Annotated in this window: 22 protein-coding genes; 14 read left to right on the forward strand and 8 right to left on the reverse strand. The window is 69.0% G+C overall.

The genetic code is table 11. From position 1 onward, the window contains the following. Positions 1-94 precede the first annotated feature (94 nt). Positions 95-1021 carry an SDR family NAD(P)-dependent oxidoreductase gene (locus ABD255_RS08960; protein WP_344211782.1) on the reverse strand — a complete coding sequence of 309 codons (927 nt, stop codon included), beginning with the start codon at positions 1019-1021 and terminating at the stop codon, positions 95-97. Between the two features lie 146 nt (positions 1022-1167). Between ABD255_RS08960 and ABD255_RS08965 the strand changes: the two genes are divergently transcribed. After that, the gene (locus ABD255_RS08965; protein WP_344211784.1) at positions 1168-1734 is read left to right on the forward strand and encodes a TetR/AcrR family transcriptional regulator; all 567 of its coding nucleotides are present in this window, start codon (positions 1168-1170) and stop codon (positions 1732-1734) included. Here ABD255_RS08965 and ABD255_RS08970 read toward each other — a convergent pair. Continuing rightward, entirely contained in the window at positions 1722-2477 is a 756-nt protein-coding gene (locus tag ABD255_RS08970) for a class I SAM-dependent methyltransferase (protein WP_344211786.1), read from the reverse strand. The two genes, ABD255_RS08965 and ABD255_RS08970, sit on opposite strands and share 13 nt — an antisense overlap. A gap of 55 nt (positions 2478-2532) precedes the next feature. On the opposite strand from ABD255_RS08970, the gene ABD255_RS08975 reads away from it, so the two are divergent. Further along, positions 2533-3255, forward strand: coding sequence for an SDR family NAD(P)-dependent oxidoreductase (locus ABD255_RS08975; protein WP_344211788.1), 723 nt, complete (start codon positions 2533-2535; stop codon positions 3253-3255). A gap of 126 nt (positions 3256-3381) precedes the next feature. Here ABD255_RS08975 and ABD255_RS08980 read toward each other — a convergent pair whose 3' ends face one another. The 4 genes from ABD255_RS08980 to ABD255_RS08995 are packed head-to-tail and all read right to left on the reverse strand — an operon-like array spanning position 3382 to position 5709. Beyond that, positions 3382-3921: an NUDIX hydrolase gene (locus ABD255_RS08980; protein ID WP_344211790.1), complete on the reverse strand. Its 540-nt coding sequence runs from the start codon at positions 3919-3921 to the stop codon at positions 3382-3384. Positions 3922-3941: 20 nt separating this feature from the next. Then, positions 3942-4343 (reverse strand): hypothetical protein, encoded by a 402-nt coding sequence (locus ABD255_RS08985; RefSeq protein ID WP_344211792.1) that lies wholly within the window; start codon positions 4341-4343, stop codon positions 3942-3944. Positions 4344-4363: 20 nt separating this feature from the next. Then, positions 4364-5167 (reverse strand): deoxyribonuclease IV, encoded by an 804-nt coding sequence (locus tag ABD255_RS08990; RefSeq protein ID WP_344211794.1) that lies wholly within the window; start codon positions 5165-5167, stop codon positions 4364-4366. Between the two features lie 44 nt (positions 5168-5211). Continuing rightward, positions 5212-5709: an Lrp/AsnC family transcriptional regulator gene (locus ABD255_RS08995; protein ID WP_344211795.1), complete on the reverse strand. Its 498-nt coding sequence runs from the start codon at positions 5707-5709 to the stop codon at positions 5212-5214. Between the two features lie 94 nt (positions 5710-5803). Between ABD255_RS08995 and ABD255_RS09000 the strand changes: the two genes are divergently transcribed. The 5 genes from ABD255_RS09000 (at position 5804) to rplI (ending at position 8935) form a co-directional block, all read left to right on the forward strand. Beyond that, positions 5804-7018 carry an MFS transporter gene (locus ABD255_RS09000; protein ID WP_344211796.1) on the forward strand — a complete coding sequence of 405 codons (1215 nt, stop codon included), beginning with the start codon at positions 5804-5806 and terminating at the stop codon, positions 7016-7018. A 181-nt stretch (positions 7019-7199) separates the two neighbouring features. Then, positions 7200-7490 (forward strand): 30S ribosomal protein S6, encoded by a 291-nt coding sequence (rpsF, locus tag ABD255_RS09005; RefSeq protein WP_112245171.1) that lies wholly within the window; start codon positions 7200-7202, stop codon positions 7488-7490. Between the two features lie 89 nt (positions 7491-7579). After that, on the forward strand, positions 7580-8167 hold the full coding sequence (locus ABD255_RS09010) for a single-stranded DNA-binding protein (protein WP_344211800.1): 588 nt from the start codon (positions 7580-7582) through the stop codon (positions 8165-8167). A gap of 73 nt (positions 8168-8240) precedes the next feature. Continuing rightward, on the forward strand, positions 8241-8474 hold the full coding sequence (gene rpsR / locus ABD255_RS09015; protein WP_012924539.1) for a 30S ribosomal protein S18: 234 nt from the start codon (positions 8241-8243) through the stop codon (positions 8472-8474). Between the two features lie 14 nt (positions 8475-8488). Further along, positions 8489-8935 carry a 50S ribosomal protein L9 gene (gene rplI / locus ABD255_RS09020; protein WP_344211802.1) on the forward strand — a complete coding sequence of 149 codons (447 nt, stop codon included), beginning with the start codon at positions 8489-8491 and terminating at the stop codon, positions 8933-8935. A gap of 104 nt (positions 8936-9039) precedes the next feature. Here the strand turns inward: rplI and ABD255_RS09025 are convergent, their stop codons facing one another. Then, entirely contained in the window at positions 9040-9222 is a 183-nt protein-coding gene (locus ABD255_RS09025) for a hypothetical protein (protein ID WP_344211804.1), read from the reverse strand. After that, complete coding sequence (locus ABD255_RS09030; RefSeq protein ID WP_344211806.1) at positions 9219-10619, reverse strand: hypothetical protein; 1401 nt, start codon at positions 10617-10619, stop codon at positions 9219-9221. The genes ABD255_RS09025 and ABD255_RS09030 overlap by 4 nt, the downstream gene beginning before the upstream one ends. A 247-nt stretch (positions 10620-10866) precedes the next feature. Between ABD255_RS09030 and ABD255_RS09035 the strand changes: the two genes are divergently transcribed. The 7 genes from ABD255_RS09035 to ABD255_RS09065 are packed head-to-tail and all read left to right on the forward strand — an operon-like array spanning position 10867 to position 18201. Beyond that, complete coding sequence (locus ABD255_RS09035) at positions 10867-11505, forward strand: DUF6668 family protein (protein WP_344211808.1); 639 nt, start codon at positions 10867-10869, stop codon at positions 11503-11505. A gap of 14 nt (positions 11506-11519) precedes the next feature. After that, positions 11520-11783, forward strand: coding sequence for a conjugal transfer protein TrbC (locus ABD255_RS09040; protein WP_344211810.1), 264 nt, complete (start codon positions 11520-11522; stop codon positions 11781-11783). Between the two features lie 44 nt (positions 11784-11827). Next, positions 11828-12679: a PT domain-containing protein gene (locus ABD255_RS09045; RefSeq protein ID WP_344211812.1), complete on the forward strand. Its 852-nt coding sequence runs from the start codon at positions 11828-11830 to the stop codon at positions 12677-12679. Further along, complete coding sequence (locus ABD255_RS09050) at positions 12679-13542, forward strand: TrbL/VirB6 family protein (protein WP_344211814.1); 864 nt, start codon at positions 12679-12681, stop codon at positions 13540-13542. The genes ABD255_RS09045 and ABD255_RS09050 overlap by 1 nt, the downstream gene beginning before the upstream one ends. Before the next feature lies 1 nt (position 13543). Beyond that, entirely contained in the window at positions 13544-15076 is a 1533-nt protein-coding gene (locus ABD255_RS09055) for a TrbL/VirB6 family protein (RefSeq protein WP_344211816.1), read from the forward strand. Then, complete coding sequence (locus tag ABD255_RS09060; protein WP_344211818.1) at positions 15051-16571, forward strand: SCO6880 family protein; 1521 nt, start codon at positions 15051-15053, stop codon at positions 16569-16571. Before ABD255_RS09055 ends, ABD255_RS09060 begins: the two co-directional genes overlap by 26 nt. Before the next feature lie 16 nt (positions 16572-16587). Continuing rightward, on the forward strand, positions 16588-18201 hold the full coding sequence (locus ABD255_RS09065; protein ID WP_344211820.1) for an ATP/GTP-binding protein: 1614 nt from the start codon (positions 16588-16590) through the stop codon (positions 18199-18201). Positions 18202-18290: the final 89 nt, after the last annotated feature.

Genomic DNA, 18290 nt, shown 5'->3' on the forward strand with positions numbered 1-18290 from the left:
GTTACCGGCCCGCAGCGCCAGACCGTAGCCGAGCCGGAAACCTGACCGGATGCCGCTCACCTGGGGGGACTCGGACCGCAGGTGAGAAATGCCTTCAGCTCAGCAGCAGATCGAGCGAGACCTCCCACAGCCGGGTCGCCGCGTCCGGGTCGAGAGCGTGCTCGGCCACACCTTCGATGCCCGGTGCGTGCGGCAGGGCTTCGTTGTTGTCCTCGAAGTACCGGCCGCCGATTCCCTCGAGCAGCGGCGACGCCGCGAGCAGGACCGAGGTGGACGCGCCCTGTTCGACCGTCTTCCACGGGTAGTTGTCGAAGATCTCCTTGAGCGCGGGGTCCGCGTCCAGGTCCACGTGCCGCTGGAGGGCGGTCCGGATGCCACCCGGCATCAATGCGTTGGCGGTGATCCCGTCCGGCGCCCAGCGCTTGGTCGCCTCGACCGCGAAGAGCACGTTGGCCGTCTTGGACTGCCCGTACGCCGCCCACGGGTCGTACGGGCGGTGCTCGAAGTGGATGTCGTCGAACACGACCCCCGATCTCAGGTGCGCGCTGGAACTGACCGAGACGATCCGGGCGTTCCCGGCAGCGGCGAGGGCCGGGTGCAGCCCGAGCGCCAGGCCGAAGTGGCCCAGGTGGTTGGTCGCGAACTGGTGCTCCCAGCCCTCCGGCGTCCGGTTGAGTGGTTCGGCCATCACGCCGGCGTTGGTCACCAGGATGTGCAGTGGGCCCTGCCAGTTGTCGGCGAAGGAGCGGACCGAGGAACGGTCCGCCAGTTCGATCGGCGCGACGAAGACACTCTGATTGCCGGTCGAAGCGGTGATCTCAGCGGCCGCTTGCTCGCCCGCCGTCAGGTTGCGGACGGCGAGGGTGACCTCGGCGCCGGCGGCCGCGAGTACCCGGGCGGTCTCGACGCCGATGCCGGACGCGCCGCCGGTGACGACGGCCCGGCGGCCAGTCAGGTCTACTCCGCCGATCACTTGGTCCGCGGTCGACTCGCGGGTGAAAGGTGTGGTGATTCTGCTCATCAGCTGTCCTGTTCTGATCCGAGCTAGGATTAAACGGAGGTTCCTCCGGTAGGTTTCCAGTTAATCGGAGGAGCCTCCGTTTATCAAGTCGACGGTGGGTTCGGCTAGGTTCTTGGTCCGACGGCGGGAAGCGAAGGGAGAGTGGCATGGGCGTGAGCGGTGAACGTCCGCTGCGCGCGGACGCCCAGCGCAACCGCGACCTGCTGCTCGCGGCGGCGGTCGAGTCCTTCTCCAAGTGCGGGCTGGAAGCGACCCTCGAGGGCATCGCGAAGAACGCCGGCGTCGGGATCGGCACGCTCTACCGGCACTTCCCGACCCGCGAGGCACTGGTCGAGGCCGCCTACCGCAACGAGTTGGCCGTCGTCTGCGACGCCGCGCCCGAACTGCTCGCCTCGATGGCGCCGGCCGAGGCGACCCGGGCCTGGATGGATCGCTTCATCGACTACATGACCCGCAAACTCGGTATGGCCGACGCGTTGCGCGCGGTGATCGCGTCCGGCGCCGATCCGTACGCGCAGAGCGTCGAACTGCTGGTCGGTGCGATCCGGCCCCTGCTGGAGGCGAGCGCCGCGGCCGGGGAGATCCGGTCGGACGTCGCGCCCGGGGACGTGCTGATCAGCCTGAGCGGGGTCGCGCTGGCCGCCGGATCGAACCGCGAACAGGCCGGGCGGCTGCTCGACCTGCTGATGGATGGGCTGCGCTACCGGGCCTGACGCCTGGCCCTGATCAGGTAGCGGTGGTTGTGGGCTACGAACGGGCCCTCAGTGCGGATCCGCTGGTCCAGCGCCCGGAGCGCGGGCTCGTACTTGTCGACGTCGAAGTCCGGGATCTGCCACGGGATCGCGCGCAGGTGGAAGACGATCGCGCCGACATCGAGGAAGACGAACTCCGGCCACTCCTCGGCGGCCTCGAGGATCTCGAAGCCCTGTTCGTGCAGCGCGTTCACCGCGCCCTCGCAGTGGTTCGCGGCCGCCAGCATCACCGGGGGAGCACCGAGCGCCTCGTTCAGGTCGGCGTGGTTGCGGCTGCCGACCTGTTGGGTCACCAGCACGCCGCCGGTACGCAGTACGCGGGCTAGTTCTGGCGCTTCGAGGCGGCCGTGGCGGTTGAGCACCAGGTCGACCGCGTCGTCCTCGACCGGGAGCGGATCCAGGACACCGTGCCGCCGGACGTCGACGCCGAGCGCGGCCAGCCGGCACTGCGCGAGCGGAACGTTCGGCTCGTAGCCCTCCGTCGCGATTGTTGCTTCCGGCAATGGCGCGAGCGAGGCCAGCAGTTCGCCGCCACCGGTGTCGATGTCGAGCACGCGGGTCGCCTGCTCCAGCGCGGACCGGGCCAGCCGGTCGTACGACCAGGACAGATCGGCGCTCACCGCACGGTAACCGAGCCAGCCGAAGTCCCAGCCGCTGAAGGACGCGGCCAGCGCCTCCTCGACGAGTTCCTCGTACGGCTTCATCTCCTCAAGGTAGGGACGATGCGCGTCGGCGTACATAGGTTTCTAGGCTGGACCGGTGCAGACAGGTGCGGTGGCGTTGGTGACGGGCTCGACCTCCGGGATCGGCGAGGCGACGGCGAGACGGCTGGCGGCCGACGGGGCAATGGTGGTGGTGCACTCGCGGAGCAGCCGGGACGCCGGCCTGGCGCTGGCCGCCGAACTCGGCGGCAGCTACCTGCAGGCGGACCTCGAGAACGAGGACGAAGCCGCCGGGCTGGTGCCCCGGGTGATCGCGGAGCACGGGCGGCTCGACGTACTGGTCAACAACGCGGGCATCAGTTGGCCTGTCCCGCATGCCGAACTGGACGGCCTGTCCGCCGCCGACTGGCGACGCCTCCTCGACGTGAACCTGATCGCGCCCTGGCTCCTCTGTACTGCGGCCCTGCCCGCGCTCCGCGAGTCGGGTGGCTGCATCGTCAACGTAACCAGCCATGCAGGAGTCCGCCCGAAGGGCAGCTCCATCGCGTACGCCGCCAGCAAGGCCGCCCTCAACCACGTCACAAAGCTCCTCGCGGCCGCCCTCGGCCCAGCCGTCCGGGTCAACGCCGTAGCCCCCGGCCTGGTCGACACCGCCATGACCGCGACCTGGACCGAAGCCCAAACCTTGTGGAAAACCAGCAGCCCGATGCGCCGCGCCGCCCAACCCTCAGACGTAGCCGACCTGATCGCCGCAATCATCGCCAACAACTATCTGACCGGCGAAGTAATCCTCCTAGACGGCGGCCTGAACCTCCGCTGACGCTTCTGTCGGCGGCCGATGCCCCTGGGGCAGGACTTCCGTCGGCTGTGGACAGCTTTCATCCTCAGCGCGACAGGGCGGCGCGATTGTTCACCTCCTGGTCGATCACCTCACGGTCGGTGCAGGCTAAATCAGTCCCATTGCTTGAGCCAGCCTGACCACGTTGCCCATCACGCCCTGGTTGTCGTCCATCGCGTCCAGATACGCGATCGCCTCGTCGGCCGGCAGTACGACGACCTCCAGGACCTGCTCGCCGTCAGCCGGGTTGGTCGGTTCGTGGTCGATGACCACGTCGGCGACGACGTTGATCCAGTAGGAGACCGGATGCGGCAGGTGCGGCCGGTACGGTCCGGGCCGGCGGTGATCCGCGCGGTGGGCGCCGACCCACGTCAGCGGTCCGAGCAGGCGCGCGCCGGCCTCCTCCAGGAGTTCGCGGCGAGCGGTCTCGACGATCGCCTCGCCCGGTTCGCGGGTTCCGCCGGGCAGGAAGCGCCAGCCGAGGTCGTTGCGGCAGACGACGATGCCGCCCTCGGTCCGGGCGACCACGTGCACGTTGCTGATCAGCTCGTCGGGTGGCTGCTCGGTGCTGAACCGGACGTCGAGCTCGCCCCACCCCCAGAACGCCGGTGCGAAGAGCTCGGGTACCTGTTCGGTCCAGTTCTGCATCCGGCCATTGTCCGCTGGGGCTAGGGCTTGGGCTCGCGGTTCAGGTTGTGCAGCCAGTAGGTGATGCCCCACGGCAGCAGCAGGGCGAGTCCGCCGGTGTCGCGATCCGGGATCAGGATGTCCGCCCCCACCGCGATCACCAGGCCTACAGTTGACAGCTGGAAGAGATTCAGCTTGCCCACAGCCGACTGCCCGAGGTCGAGCCGCCCGCGGGCGCAACCGACGTACAGGACGATCAGGCCGAGCATGGCCAGCGCGGACAGTGTCACGCCGACCCAGGCCTGCGGCTGGTAGGTGTCGGCCGACTTGACCACGTCGGCCACCAGGAAAACCCCGATGACCGCGGTGAGCGCGGCGCAGGTCCAGAGGAGGCGCTTGCTGATGCGCTGGGCGCGCTCAGGCGACGGTTCGGCATCGGGCATGCGCCGGACGGTACAGGAAGCTACTTCAGGTGGGCCCGCAGATAGTCGATGTCCGCCTTCTGCCCGTGGTCGCTGTTCGGCGTCTCGACCACCACCGGCGCGCCCGCGGCCTTCACCACGGCGATGATCTCGGCCGGGTCGATCTCGCCCTCTTCGAAGTTGCTGTGCCGGTCGGCACCGGACCCGAAGGCGTCACGGGAGCCGTTCGCGTGCACGAGGTCGATCCGGCCGGTGATTGCCAGCACCTTCTCCACCACCGTCGGCAGTTCCTCGCCGCCGGCGTGGAAGTGGCAGGTGTCCAGGCAGAAGCCGACCTTGTCGACGTTCTCGTTGCCGGAGGCCTGGACCGCGTCCCACAGCCGCGCGATCCGCTCCAGCCGCCGGGCCATCGCGTTGTCGCCGCCCGCGGTGTTCTCGATCAGCAGTGGCACCGGCAGATCGGCCCGCTCGATGCACTTGCGCCAGTTGTCGAAACCGGTCTCGGGGTCGTCGTCCTTGCCGACGTGACCGCCGTGCACGATGACACCCTTGGCGCCCACCTCGGCCGCCTTGTCCAGGGTCTGCTGGAGCAGCTTGCGGCTCGGGATCCGGATCCGGTTGTTCAGCGTCGCGACGTTGAGCACGTACGGCGCGTGCACGTACAGGTCGATGCCCTCGGCCTCCGCGCGGGCCTGCAGCGCCTCGGCGCCGTCGGAGTACGAGACCTTCGGTCCCTTCCACCCCTGCGGGTCGCCGAGGAAGAACTGGACCAGGTCGGCGCCCCGGTCGGCCGCCTCGGCCAGCGGGTCGTCCTGATCGACGTGCGCACCTAGCTTCAAGCTCATGCCGCCACCCTATGACCGTCCACCGACAGTCCGGCAAGACCCCGTCAGGACCAGCCTTGCGACCGGGTCACCGGCCGGGCGTCGACGGCGGGCGGCTGCACCGGGCGGCCCTCGAACTCCGTCGACAAGACGACGTGGGTGTTGATCTCGCCGTGCTCGCCCAGCCGCTCGAAGAGCCCTTCCAGATGGCGCATGGACGCGACCCGGACCCGCAGCATGGTGCAGGAGTTGCCGCTGAGCTTGTGGATCTCGAGTACTTCGGGGAAGTCCTCGGACCTGGTCGTCTTCAGCAGGCAGCGTCCGGTCGTGCAGCGCATCTGGACGAAGGCCGACAGCGGCTGCCCGGCCCGGGACGGATCGACCTGCGCCTTGTAGCCGACGATCACCCCGGACTCCTCCAGCCTTCGGACCCGGTCCGCGACGGCCGGGGGTGACAGGTTGACCCGCTTGCCGAGTTGGTTGAACGACAGCCGCCCGTCGGCCTGCAGCTCGGACAGGATCTGCCAGTCGGTGGCGTCCAGGTTTCGCTCCTGAAAGGTCATCTCCCAAGAGCACCTTCGATATCGCGGCCCGGCAAGAGCTGATGCCTTACTTCGGGCATTCAGCAGCCGCCACGGCCTTTCTAGCGTTGATGCCATGCTGATCCCCGTCATTCTGGCCGCCGCCCTGATGAACGCCGCGATGGTCGCCGCGAGCGCCGTGAGCACGATCCTGATCGCTGACGAACTGTCTGCCGGCCTGGCCGGGCTGCCCAACACCGCAGGCGTCCTCGGTACTGCGGCCGGCGCGGTGGCCGTCGGCTGGTGGAGCGCCCGGTTCGGCCGCGCCCAGGCCCTGCGGACCGTGTACGGCGTAGCGGTGGCGGGCGGTGCTCTCACAGTGCTGGCCGCTGTCGGAGGGCCCGTGCTCCTGCTCTTCGTAGGCATGTTCCTGCTCGGCGCAGGAAACGCCGCAAGCCTGCTCTCCCGGTACGCCGCCGCTGAGGTGGTCGCACCCGCACGACGAGCGGCCGCCATGAGCACAGTCGTCTGGGCCAGTACTGCAGGCGCCGTGGGTGGCCCGTTCCTCTTGCAGCCAGCCCAGGTCGCTGCCGAAGGTGCGGGACTCCCGCCACTCGCTGGACCGTTCCTCCTCGCGGTGGCTGCAGCGTTCTCGGCTTTGCTCGCGGCGAGCCGGATCCGGCCGCAGTTGGCCGCGCAGCGCGCCCCGGGCGGCGAGGACGCCTCGGATTCCTCGGACCTTCGGGGCGAGCCGCGCCCGGTTGCGGCAGCCCGCAGTACGACGGTGGTCGCGGCTGGCGTCATGCTCGTCGGGCACCTGGTGATGGTGGCTCTGATGACCTCGGTGCCCGTGCACGCACACCATCACGGTCACGGGCTCGGCGTGCTCGGGCTGATGCTGTCCGCTCACACGCTGGGCATGTTCGCGCTGGCACCCGTCACTGGCTGGTGGATCGACAGGGTGGGTCCGAAGCCCGTGATGCTCGCCGGACTCGCCACCCTCGTCGTCTCTGCCCTAGTCGTGGCAGGGCCGAGCGGGCTGACCTTCACCCCGGCCCTGTTCCTCCTGGGCTACGCCTGGAACCTCTGCTACCTCGGCGGCAGCGCGTTCCTGACCCAGGCCGCCGCAGGCTCCCCGGCTGCTCAGGCCAGGCTGGAGAGCCGAGTGGAAGCCTGGGTCTGGGCCGTCTCGGCGCTGGCCACGGCCACCTCCACCTGGCTCTTCGCCGAGGGCGGTTTCGTACTGTTGTCCACAGTTTCGATCGCTCTGGCGCTACCGTTGCTTGTAGTAGTTGCTCGGAGGCATAGAGTTGCTGCTCAGGCTCAAACTCCGGAGCACATCCGCGGATAGAGGCCTGTGGATAGTGGTCAAGAGCGTGTCCGACCGCTGGTATTCTGTTGGTGTGGGCCCGGTCCTTCGACCGGGCTTACTGCTTGACGCCGACGGCGATTGTCGGCGCCGAGCGACCCGCATCGCCCTCCTGCCACGGAGAGACCGTGGCCGCCAAGTCCGAAGGAGGTGGAGTTCGCGCATGCGTCGTTATGAAGTCATGGTGATCCTCGACCCTGAGCTCGAAGAGCGCACCGTGGAGCCGTCCCTCGACACGTACCTGAACATCGTCCGCAAGGAAGGTGGCACGGTCGAGAAGCTCGACATCTGGGGCCGGCGCAAGCTGGCTTATGACGTCAAGAAGAAGTCCGAAGGCATTTACGCCATCATCGACCTGACTGCCGAGCCGGCAGTCGTGAAGGAACTCGACCGTCAGCTCACGCTGAACGAGTCGATCCTGCGCACCAAGGTCATCCGTCCGGACCAGCACTGATCCCTGGGGTCGTCAGCAGCTTCAGTGTCGGTGCCATCCGCTACTGATAGCTGTAGACACAGCCACACCCGAAAGCAGGAGGAACGGCAATGGCAGGCGAAACCGTCGTCACACTGGTCGGCAATCTTGTCGACGACCCTGAGCTCCGGTTCACTCCGTCCGGTGCGGCCGTCGCGAACTTCCGCGTCGCGTCGACCCCGCGGACGTACGACCGGCAGTCAGGTGAATGGAAGGACGGCGAGTCGCTGTTCCTGAGTTGTTCCGTCTGGCGCCAGGCCGCGGAGAACGTGGCCGAGTCGCTGCAGCGCGGCATGCGCGTGATCGTGCAGGGCCGGCTGAAGTCGCGTTCGTACGACGACCGCGAGGGCAACAAGCGCACGGTCTTCGAGATCGACGTCGACGAGGTCGGTCCGAGCCTGCGCAGCGCCACTGCCAAGGTGACCAAAGCGATGCGCTCCGGTCCCGGCGGCGAAGGTGGCGGCGGCGGTGGCGGCTTCGGTGGTGGCGGTGGCGGCAACCAGGGTGGTGGCTACGGCGGCGGCCAGGGTGGCGCCCCGCAGAACGACCCCTGGGCGACCCCGCAGGGTGGCGGCGGCGGTGGCGGTCAGTCCGCGCCGCAGAACGACCCCTGGGCAGGTCAGGGTGGCGGCGGCTCGATGGAAGAGCCTCCGTTCTGAGCTGAGCAGGACAATTTACCGAGTGACCATTCCGGCAGTAGCCGGGCTTTCGTAGTAGGAAGAGAGCACCACAATGGCCAAGATCATTCGGAAGCCGAAGAAGAAGGTCTGCGGCTTCTGCAAGGACAAGGCAACGTACGTCGATTACAAGGACACCGCGCTGCTGCGCAAGTTCATCTCCGACCGCGGCAAGATCCGTGCGCGCCGGGTGACGGGCAACTGCGTGCAGCACCAGCGCGACGTGGCCACCGCTATCAAGAACGCTCGCGAGGTGGCTCTGCTGCCTTACACGAGCACCGCTCGCTGAGGGAGGTCTGAGACATGAAGCTCATCCTGGCGCAGGAAGTCGAGGGCCTCGGAGCCCCCGGCGACATCGTCGAGGTCAAGGACGGCTACGGCCGTAACTACCTCGTGCCCCGCGGTCTGGCCATCGGCTGGACCCGTGGAGCAGAGAAGCAGATCCAGTCGATCAAGCGGGCGCGTGACGCCCGGGCGATCCAGGGCAAGGAGCACGCGAGCGAGGTCAAGAACCAGCTCGAGCAGCTGGGCGTCAAGCTGGACGTGAAGGCCGGCGAGACCGGCCGCCTGTTCGGCTCGGTCACCCCGGCGGACATCGCCGGCGCGATCAAGTCCGCGGGCGGACCGCTGGTGGAGAAGCGGGCGATCTCGATCGGCTCGCCGATCAAGACCACCGGCAAGCACCAGGTCTCGGTGCAGCTGCACCCGGACGTGGCCGCGACCGTTCGGCTCGAGGTCGTCTCCGTCTGAGGCAGCACCTCACGCAAGACCAAGAAGGCCCGCTCTCCTCGCCGAGAGCGGGCCTTCTCGTGTTGTGGACCCAAGCTGGCCACCGGGGCGTACGGAGTACCAGGTCAGAGATTTTCCGGGGCAGGCCACTTCGGCGGCTCGGGATCGTCCTCGCCGTTGGCGTCCGGCTGCACGACCTGAGGCCACTTGGTCGGCTCCGGATCGTCGTCGGCGACCGCGGTGACCGCCGACACCAGGAGCAACGGCACGGCGACCAGCGCGGCCACCACCCGCGCCCAGGCCTTCACTTCTTGTCCAACGCGTACAGCACGCTGTTGTGTACGACGATCGCGTGCGTGCCGGCGAGACCCCACGGCCGGGCGGTTCCCTTGGGCAACGGGTACACCTTGCCGCCCGGGGTGGTCACCACCAGATTGCCGTCGGTGGTCCCGTAGATCGTCTGGCCGGTGATCGACAGCGGCTGGAAACCCTCGAGCCGCGAGGTCTCCCCGGTGGTGAAGTTGATCAGGCACTCACCCCACGCGGCCACCTTGCGGGCCGTGTCCGGCACCAATTGCCAGCCGGAGACATCGCTGGTGGAGGCGGCCGGGCAGGTGGCGACGATCGCGCCGGTGGCCGTGGAGTGCACCACCGGGACCACCTGGTCGACGGTGGCCGACTTCCACAGCACCAGGACCTGGCCGGGGCTGGCGGCAACGATGTGGTCGACGTCCTTCAAGCCCTTCGGCGCAGTGAGCTGCACAGTGCTCAGATCCTTGCCGGGCTGGCTCCAGTAGAGCGGTCCGGCGTACCGGGCCATCAGGGCCTTGTCGCCCTCGGCCAGCAGGGTCGTGGACAGCCGCGGCTGGTTCGGGACGGCCTTGAGCTCGCCACCCGACACGATGCTCGTGCCCGCCTCGCTGCTGAGCACGATCAATGGAGAGCTGCCGAAGAACTGCACTTCGGCCGAGTTCGGCAGCTCTAGCTCGATCGGCTCGGCGCCGTCACCCGCCCAGTAGTACAAGGTCTCCGGCGCGGCCACCGCCAGGACGGGCTTGGAATCGATGGTGGTGTAGACCGGCGTCTCCGCGTCGCGCGGAACCTTGTCCTGCCACAGGACCTTGCCCGCGCTGTCGAAGACCGCGACCTTCTCGTCCGTGGTGAGGATGGCTACCTCGCTGCCGTCGGGCGAGACGGCGGGCGCGGTGTCGGGCTTGATGTCCACGGTCCAGCTGGCCTTCTCCGACCAGCCCGGTGGCACCGGACGCGCGGCGAACTGGTCCGGCCCGACGCTCGGCGGAGGAAGCTGCGGCAACTTGGGAGACTCGGTCGGCGTGGGAACACCGTCGTCGGGCCTGAGCACGACGAGATAGAGCACGGTCGCGGCGATCAGTACTCCGGCCACCACCGTGGCCACGATGATCGGCCAGATCGGCTTCTGGTTCTTGGTCGCCGCCTCGACCGCCTCGACCTGGCCGTCCGGGTGGATGATCAGCGGCCAAGAGACGCCGTCGGACTCCATCGCGGTCGCCTTGACCGGCCGGCCCAGCTGCGCCGCCCGCTCGCTGACCAGCTGGATCGCGGCCTGCCGCGGGTCGTGGTGGTTGACCGGGTGACTGCGCCCGGCGATCTTCACCTCGGCGTTGTGGTCGTCATACAGCCGGATCGTCACCTTGGGCCAGGACGGAATGCCCTTGTCAGCCACGGTGACCTCTCATTCCAGCCACAGAACTCCCTCGCTAGACCTTCGCGGACCTGGCCGTTCTAGCATGTCGTCCGCCCGAACTCATGCTCCCGCCCGATGGCATGCCACCGTGCGAGCCCGCCCGGCTCGTCTGACCCCGACAAGGGGGTAGAAACATCCTCGCCTGTGGATGGGTCACGCCAGCACACCCGGATAGCGAGAGAATACTGTGGGCGACAGCCCGTGACACGCCGCGAAAGGAGGGGCCATGACGCAGTCGCAGCACAACCCGTGGACTCGGCAACAACCGCCGAATCCCGGTCCGCAGCAGCCGCCGCAGGGTCCGCCCCAGCAGCCTGTCGACCTGACTCCGCGCGGTCCGTCGGCGCCGCAGCACGGCGTCCCCGCCCCGGCGGAGGACCAGCGGCTGCCCAAGTTCGCCATTCCCGCCGCCGACACCCTGTGGTGGGTCGGCGTGCACGGCGGGGCCGGCGAGACCACGATGTCGCACCTACTGCCAGGCACCCGCGCGGCCGGCCATCGCTGGCCGATCCCGCCGCCGCCGATCCCGACGCCGGTCGTGCTGGTCGCCCGGACCCACGGATCGGGCCTGCGCGCCGCTCAGCGGGCCGCGATCGAGTGGGCCTCCGGGGTCGTCCAGGGAGTGGCGGTGCTCGGCCTGGTGCTGATCGCCGACGCCCCCGGCCGGTTGCCGCGCGTGCTCGACGACTTCGCCGACATCGTCGGCGGCGGTGTCCCGAGGGTCTGGGACATTCCGTGGATCGAGGAGTGGCGAAGGGGGGAGGATCCCACGCCTGACAACACCCCCGACGAGGTTTTCGAAGTTCTTGAATCCATCTACGCTCTACGCGCGTCAAACCCAGCGGACTACCCCGCCCCATACTGAAAGGCACTAGCGCGATGATGTTGGCACAACTGATTCCCGACCTGATCATGAACGGCGGCACTAAGCCCCCGGGTGGGGACAAGCTCGACCTGGTGATCGACTGGGTGCGCTGGATCGCCTTCTCGATCTGCGTCCTCGGCATCCTGATCGCCGGCGCCATGATGGCCGTCGGGCAGCGCCGCGGCGAGGGTGGCGAGCACGCGGCCCGGCTGGGCTGGGTCCTGGCGGCCTGCATCGTGATCGCCTCGGCCACCGTGCTCGTGGGCGCCCTGAAGTGACGTTGTGCACTCCTGCCCACCGGACCGTCGGAGGCTGATCCTCGGTGGGACTGTTCAGCAGGGATCCCGACGCTGACTCGGGAGCAGACGACGCCGGAGGCGAGGACACCAGCTTCTGGGAAGAACGTGGTTTCGTCGCCTCGGCGATCGTCGTCGGTGCGATCGTCGTCTGTCTCCTGGTCTGGTTCTTCGCCCGGGGTGACGGCACCCCGGTCAGCCAGCCCACCCAGACGCCGAGCACCGTGGCACCCACTGAACAGCCCACAGGCGAACCGACCGTGCCGCCGGCGACTCCCACCGAGGAGCCGACCGGTACGCCGACCCGGCGGCCCACGCCGGGAGCGGGGGCCGGCTGCCGGGCAAAGAACCCGGACCAGCGGATTCCGCACACGGCGCCGATCGCGGTGACGTGGGAGTTCGAGACCGACATGCTGATCCCGACCCAGCAGGTCGGCGGTCCGGCCGCGATGGACTCGGCCGGCATCCGGTACTGCTTCGCCCACTCGCCGACCGGAGCAGTGCTCGCGGCGATGGTGATCCTCGGCCAGATCCGCAATCCCGAACTGACCGAGAGGGTGCTGATGCAGCAGGTCGTCGCCAATCCGGGCCGGACCAGGGCGCTGGCCGAGGCCAGAGGACCGCGGACGCCGGAGACGGCGCCACCCGGGCAGTCGCAGTTCACCGGGTTCAAGGTGCTGGACTACCTGCCGAACCGCGCGATCATCGCGGTCGCGGTACGGATCGACGACCGCAACGTCGCCGCGATGCCGGTGACGATGGTCTGGCAGCGGGGCGACTGGCGGGCCGAGCTGAAGGAGGACGGCAGCTTCAACGGTGAGACGGCGCCGGACCTGCTGCGGACCCTGGACGGTTACGTCCGGTTCGGGGGCGCGTGATGATTCCGCTGCGCAACTGCTGGTACCCGCCCAACTGGGACGACTGCATCGCCGACGTCCTCGGTGAGGCCGTGAACCTCGCCCTCGGGCCCTTCTTCGGTCTGCTCTTCGACGCCATCAAGGAACTGGTGGTGTCGGCGGTGCAGGCGGTGATGCAGGCCGTCGGCTTCCTCTGGATCACCATCGACAGCCCGAACCTGGACGGCAACCAGACAGTCAGCTTCGTCCAGGGCCACACCCAGTACCTGCTGGTGGTCGCGGCCTCGATCGCGGTGATCGTCGGCGGGATCAAGATGGCCGTCTCGCAGCGCGGTGAACCGCTGCGCGACATCCTCAAGAGCCTGCTCACGATGACGATGGTCTCCGCCGCCGGCGTCGGCTTCGCCTCGTTGCTGATCCAGGCCTCGGACGCCTTCTCCGAATGGATCATCGGCGAGGCCCTCGGGGACCGGTCGTTCGCCACCAAGCTGGCCGACATCATGGTGAACCCGCTGAAGGACGGCGGCCTCGGGCTGATCCTGGTCGTCTTCATCGGCATCCTGATGGTGATCACCTCGCTGGTCCAACTGGCGCTGATGATCGTCCGCTACGGCATGCTGATCCTGCTGGTCGGCGTACTGCCGCTGACCGCCTCGGCGACCAACACCGAGGTCGGGATGATGTGGTTCAAGCGGGCCGTCGCCTGGCTGGCCGGCTTCATCATCTACAAACCCGTGGCCGCACTCATCTACGCGGCGGCGATCAAGCTGATCTCCGCGCCCACGGACTCCACCCTGAAGGTCATCACCGGCGTGACGATGATGCTGATGGCCGTGGTCGCGCTGCCCGCGCTGCTGCGTTTCGTTTCCCCGAGGACGGCCTGAGATGATCGCGCTCGACTGCGGTGGCAACTGGCTCCAGCGGCTGACGTGCGAGATCGGCAATTTCCTCGGCGATGTGGTCGGAGGGTTGATCGAGAAAATGTTCCAGCCGATCCTTGATGCGTTGGCCGAGGCGTGCACCACGCTGTTCGGCACCATCGGTACCTTCTGGCTGTACGTGGACACCCCGGCCGTCGGCAGTACGACGACCGGCGCCCCCAGCAGCGACACGGTCGCCTGGATCTGGAGCCACACGCAGTACATCGCGGTCGTCGTGGCGACCATCGGCGTGCTGGTGGCCGGCATCCAGATGGCCTTCACCCAACGCGGTGAGGCGGTCCGGGACCTGCTCAGATCGCTGATCACGCTGGCGGTCGCGTCCGCGCTGGCCATCGCCGTCGTCCAGGTGCTGATCGAGTTCGGCGACCAGTTCGCCAACTGCATCGTCACCACCGCGCTGACCGACAGCGGTCAGGGGTGGACCTGTGGCCGTCCGGGGACGGGTGACAGCGACGCCTTCGGGACCACGATGGCCGCGCTGGTGGGGATCTCGGCCACCGCCGGTCCGCTCGGCATCGGGCTGATGATCACCGTCGCCATCCTGACCGTGATCGCCTCGGTGATCCAGATCGTGCTGATGGTGGTCCGGACCGCGATGCTGATCCTGCTGGTCGGCGTACTGCCGATCGCGGCGGCCGCGACGAACACCGAGATGGGCAAGAACTGGTTCAAGCGGATCATCTCCTGGCTGGTCGCCTTCGTGCTCTACAAACCGGTGGCGGCGCTCATCTACGCGACCGCGATCAGGCTCACCTCGAACAACGGCCGCGGGCTCAACTTCACCGGCCGGCCCGGTGAGGGCGCCGGCCCGCAGATCATGAACACGGTCACCGGCATCACCATGCTGGTACTCGCGCTGTTCGCCCTGCCGGCCCTGATGCGCTTCATCGCGCCGATGGTCTCGGCGACGGCCGGCTCGGCCGGTGCGGGTGCGCTGGCGGCCAAGCTGGTCGGCGCGGACAAGATCGCCGACAAGGCGTCCGAGTCCGCCCAGAGCGAGAGCAACGGCCCGAGCGGCTCGCGGAACGTCCCGCGCTCCAGCCCGCAGAGCTCCAGCCCTAGCGGCTCCGGGAGCCCGTCGCCGCAGCCCAGTGGCGGCGGCGGCGGTGGAGGTGGCGGTGGCGGCGGTGGCGGTGCGGGTGGTGGCGCAGGCGGTGGAGCTGGCGGTGGTGCCGGTGGTGGTGCTGCCGGAGGCGGAGCCGCGGGTGGCGGGGCTGCTGCAGGCGGTGGAGCCGCTGGTGGTGGAGCTGCCGCGGGCGGTGCGGCCGCAGGCGGTGGAGCTGCTGCCGGTGGTGCGGCCGCGGGTGGTGCCGCGGCAGGCGCCGGCGCAGCGGCTGGACCGGTCGGTATCGCGGTGGTCGCCGCGGCCGTCGCGGTCAAGAAGGGCGTCGACATGACGAAGGAAGCCGCCCAGGCCGGCGCCAACGAGACGATCAACAACGACGCGATGGATGAGGGACCAAGTGGCAGCGGCTGACAACGTACGGAGCGCCCCCCGGACGTACGGCAACTGGCGGCAGCCGGCCTCCGCCGGCATCGGCGGGATGGGGTCGCTCGGCACCGGCATCATGATGGGCGGCCTGGTGATGACGATCATCGCCACCATGGCCGGCGGCCTGATCGCCGCCATGGTGACGCTGCTCATCGTCGGCTTCAGCCTGGCGATGCTGATGACCAAGGACAAGCACGGACAGTCCGCACTGCAACGCCTCTCGACCCGTATTGGATGGCAGCGAGCAAAGATGGCCAAGCACAACATCTACCGTTCCGGTCCACTCGGACGTACGGCCTGGGGCAAGTTCCAGCTGCCCGGGCTGGCAGCCGCCTCGCAGCTGAGCGAGTTCAAGGACTCCTACGGCCGGCCGTTCGCCCTGCTCTTCTACCCGAGCACCCGGCACTTCACCGTGATCATCAACGCCGAGCCGGACGGCGCCTCGCTGGTCGACGAGGACCAGGTGGACGTCTGGGTCGCGCACTGGGGCCAGTGGCTCGCCTCGCTCGGCCATGAGCCGGGCATCATCGCCGCCTCGGTGACGGTCGAGAGCGCGCCCGACACCGGCATCCGGCTGCGCCGCGAGGTCGCCAACAACATGCAGGATGGCACCCCGGCGATCGCCCGGGCGATGCTGGCCGAGGTGATCCAGACGTACCCCGAGGGCTCGGCGCTGGTGTCGGCCCGCGTCGCGCTGACCTTCAAGGGCACGGACCGCAACGGCAAGCGGCGCAAAGAAGAGGACATGGGCCGCGAGCTCGCCTCCCGCCTCCCGGCGCTGACCCAGAGCCTGAACTCCACCGGCGCGGGTGCCGCCCGTCCGGTCACCGCCCAGGAGCTGTGCGAGACCATCCGGATCGCGTACGACCCGGCCGCCGCGGGTCTGATCGACGAGGCTCGCAGCCAGGGCATGTCGCCCGAGCTGCAGTGGACCGACGTCGGCCCGGCCGGCGCCCAGTCGTTCTGGGACAAGTACCGGCACGACAGCGCCTGGTCGGTGAGCTGGCAGATGACACAGGCGCCGCGCGGCGAGGTGTTCTCGTCGGTGTTGTCGCAACTGGTCGGCCCCCACCCGGACATCGACCGCAAGCGGGTGACGCTGCTCTACCGCCCGCTGGACGCGGCCACGTCGGCCCGGATGGTCGAGGCCGACAAGCGCAACGCGTCCTTCCGGGCGTCGACCTCGTCGCGTCCGTCGGCCCGTTCGATCGCCGAGGCCAGGGCCGCCGACCGTACTGCGCAGGAAGAGGCCCGTGGCGCGGGTCTGGTCAACTTCGGCATGCTCGTCACCGGCACGGTGATGTCGGCCGAGCAGATCCCGGACATGGTCGCCGCGATCGACAACCTCGGCGCGACCGCCCGCATCCTGCTGCGTCCCGCGTACGGGTCACAGGACTCCGCCTTCGTCGCGGCGCTCCCGCTCGGCGTGGTGCTGCAGAGCCACCTCTCGGTCCCGGCCGGCCTCAGGGAATCGCTATGACCCGTCAGGAGCCCGTGTGAGCAAGAAAGCGCAGAAGACGGTCGACCCGACCCGTGGCGGCAAGCGGCCGATGCCGCGCGGCTGGCCCGGCGCGGGCGGCGGCTACTCGACGTACCTGCAGGCGCCGGCCGAGTGGCGTGGCACCACGGTGCAGGTGTGCGGCATGTGGCCGTTCGCGGCCGGCACCGGCAGCCCGATGGTCGGGGTGCCGATCGGCCGCAACATCCTGTCCGGCGCCACCATGTGCTGCGACCCGATCAGCTGGTTCATGCGGGCCAAGCTGATCTCGAACCCGTCGATGTTCGTCCTCGGCAAGCCCGGTCTGGGCAAGTCGACGATCACCCGGCGGATGGCTCTCGGCCTGGCCGGCTACGGGATCATGCCGCTGGTGCTGGGTGACCTGAAGCCGGACTACAAGGACCTGATCCAGGCCCTCGGTGGCCAGGTGATCGAGCTCGGCCGTGGCCGCGGACACCTGAACGTGCTGGACCCGGGCGAGTCCCGCAAGGCCGCGCTGCGGCTGACCGGAAGCGCCCGGCAGGCGATCCAGGCCGACGCGCACGGCCGGCGCCAGACGATGGTGTCCGCGCTGATCTCGATCATGCGGTCCGCGCCGCCGACCGACCGCGAGGAAACCATCATCGACGAGGCCCTCAAGGTCCTCGACGAGCGCCACGACGGCACGCCCGTACTGCGGGACCTGCTGCAGGTGATCCAGGAGGCGCCGGACCGGGTCCGGGACGTCGCCCTGGACCGCGGCAGCCTGGACCGCTACCGGCAGATCACCGAAGGCCTCGAGGCGTCGCTGATCGGTCTGGTCGGTGGTGGCCGGCTGGGCGAGATCTTCTCCGAGCAGACCGACCACCCGATGGCTATGGACCGGCCGGTCGTGTTCGACGTGTCCGCCATCGACGACTCCGAGACCAGCCTGCAGGCCGCAGTACTGCTGGCCTGCTGGTCCTACGGCTTCGGCGCCGTCGCGGTCTCGCAGGCGCTCGCCGACGCGGGCCTGGAGCCGCGGCGGCACTACTTCGTCATCCTCGACGAGCTCTGGCGCGTACTGCGGGCCGGGCGCGGCCTGGTCGACCGGGTCGACGCGCTGACCCGATTGAACCGGCAGCGTGGTGTCGGCATGGCGATGATCTCCCACACCATGTCCGACCTGCTCGCCCTGGAGCACTCCGAGGACCGGATGAAGGCGAAGGGATTCGTCGAGCGGTCCGGCATGGTGATCTGCGGCGGTCTGCCGCGCGCCGAGATGGAGAACCTGACGGCCGTCGTCCCGCTGTCCGACGAGGAGCAGAACATGCTCATCGGCTGGCAGGACCCGCCCGCCTGGGACCCGGCCACCGGTGAGGAGGCCGCGCCGCCCGGGCGAGGCAACTTCCTGGTCAAGGTCGGTGGGCGTCCGGGCATCCCGGTGCACGTCGGGCTGACCTCGGTCGAGCGCGAGATCAACGACACCAACAAGCTGTGGAAGACCGGCGCCGACGGCACCCCGCTCAAGGTGGAGATCGCCGCGGACGGCACCGAAGAGGTCGTCGAGGAATACACCTTCGCCGACCCGACCACCCTTCCACCCCCCGACCCGACCACCCGCGTGGTCGCCAGAACGGGAGTTGACGAGTAAGTGAGCCCCATCCGAACTCCGCACACTGTCTCCGGCGCCCAGGCGGGCGCCTCGCGGCGTTGTCGGAAGCGGACGATGGAAGAAGCATC

Origin of the sequence: Kribbella sancticallisti (assembly GCF_039530625.1) — a bacterium.
Taxonomy (GTDB): domain Bacteria; phylum Actinomycetota; class Actinomycetes; order Propionibacteriales; family Kribbellaceae; genus Kribbella; species Kribbella sancticallisti.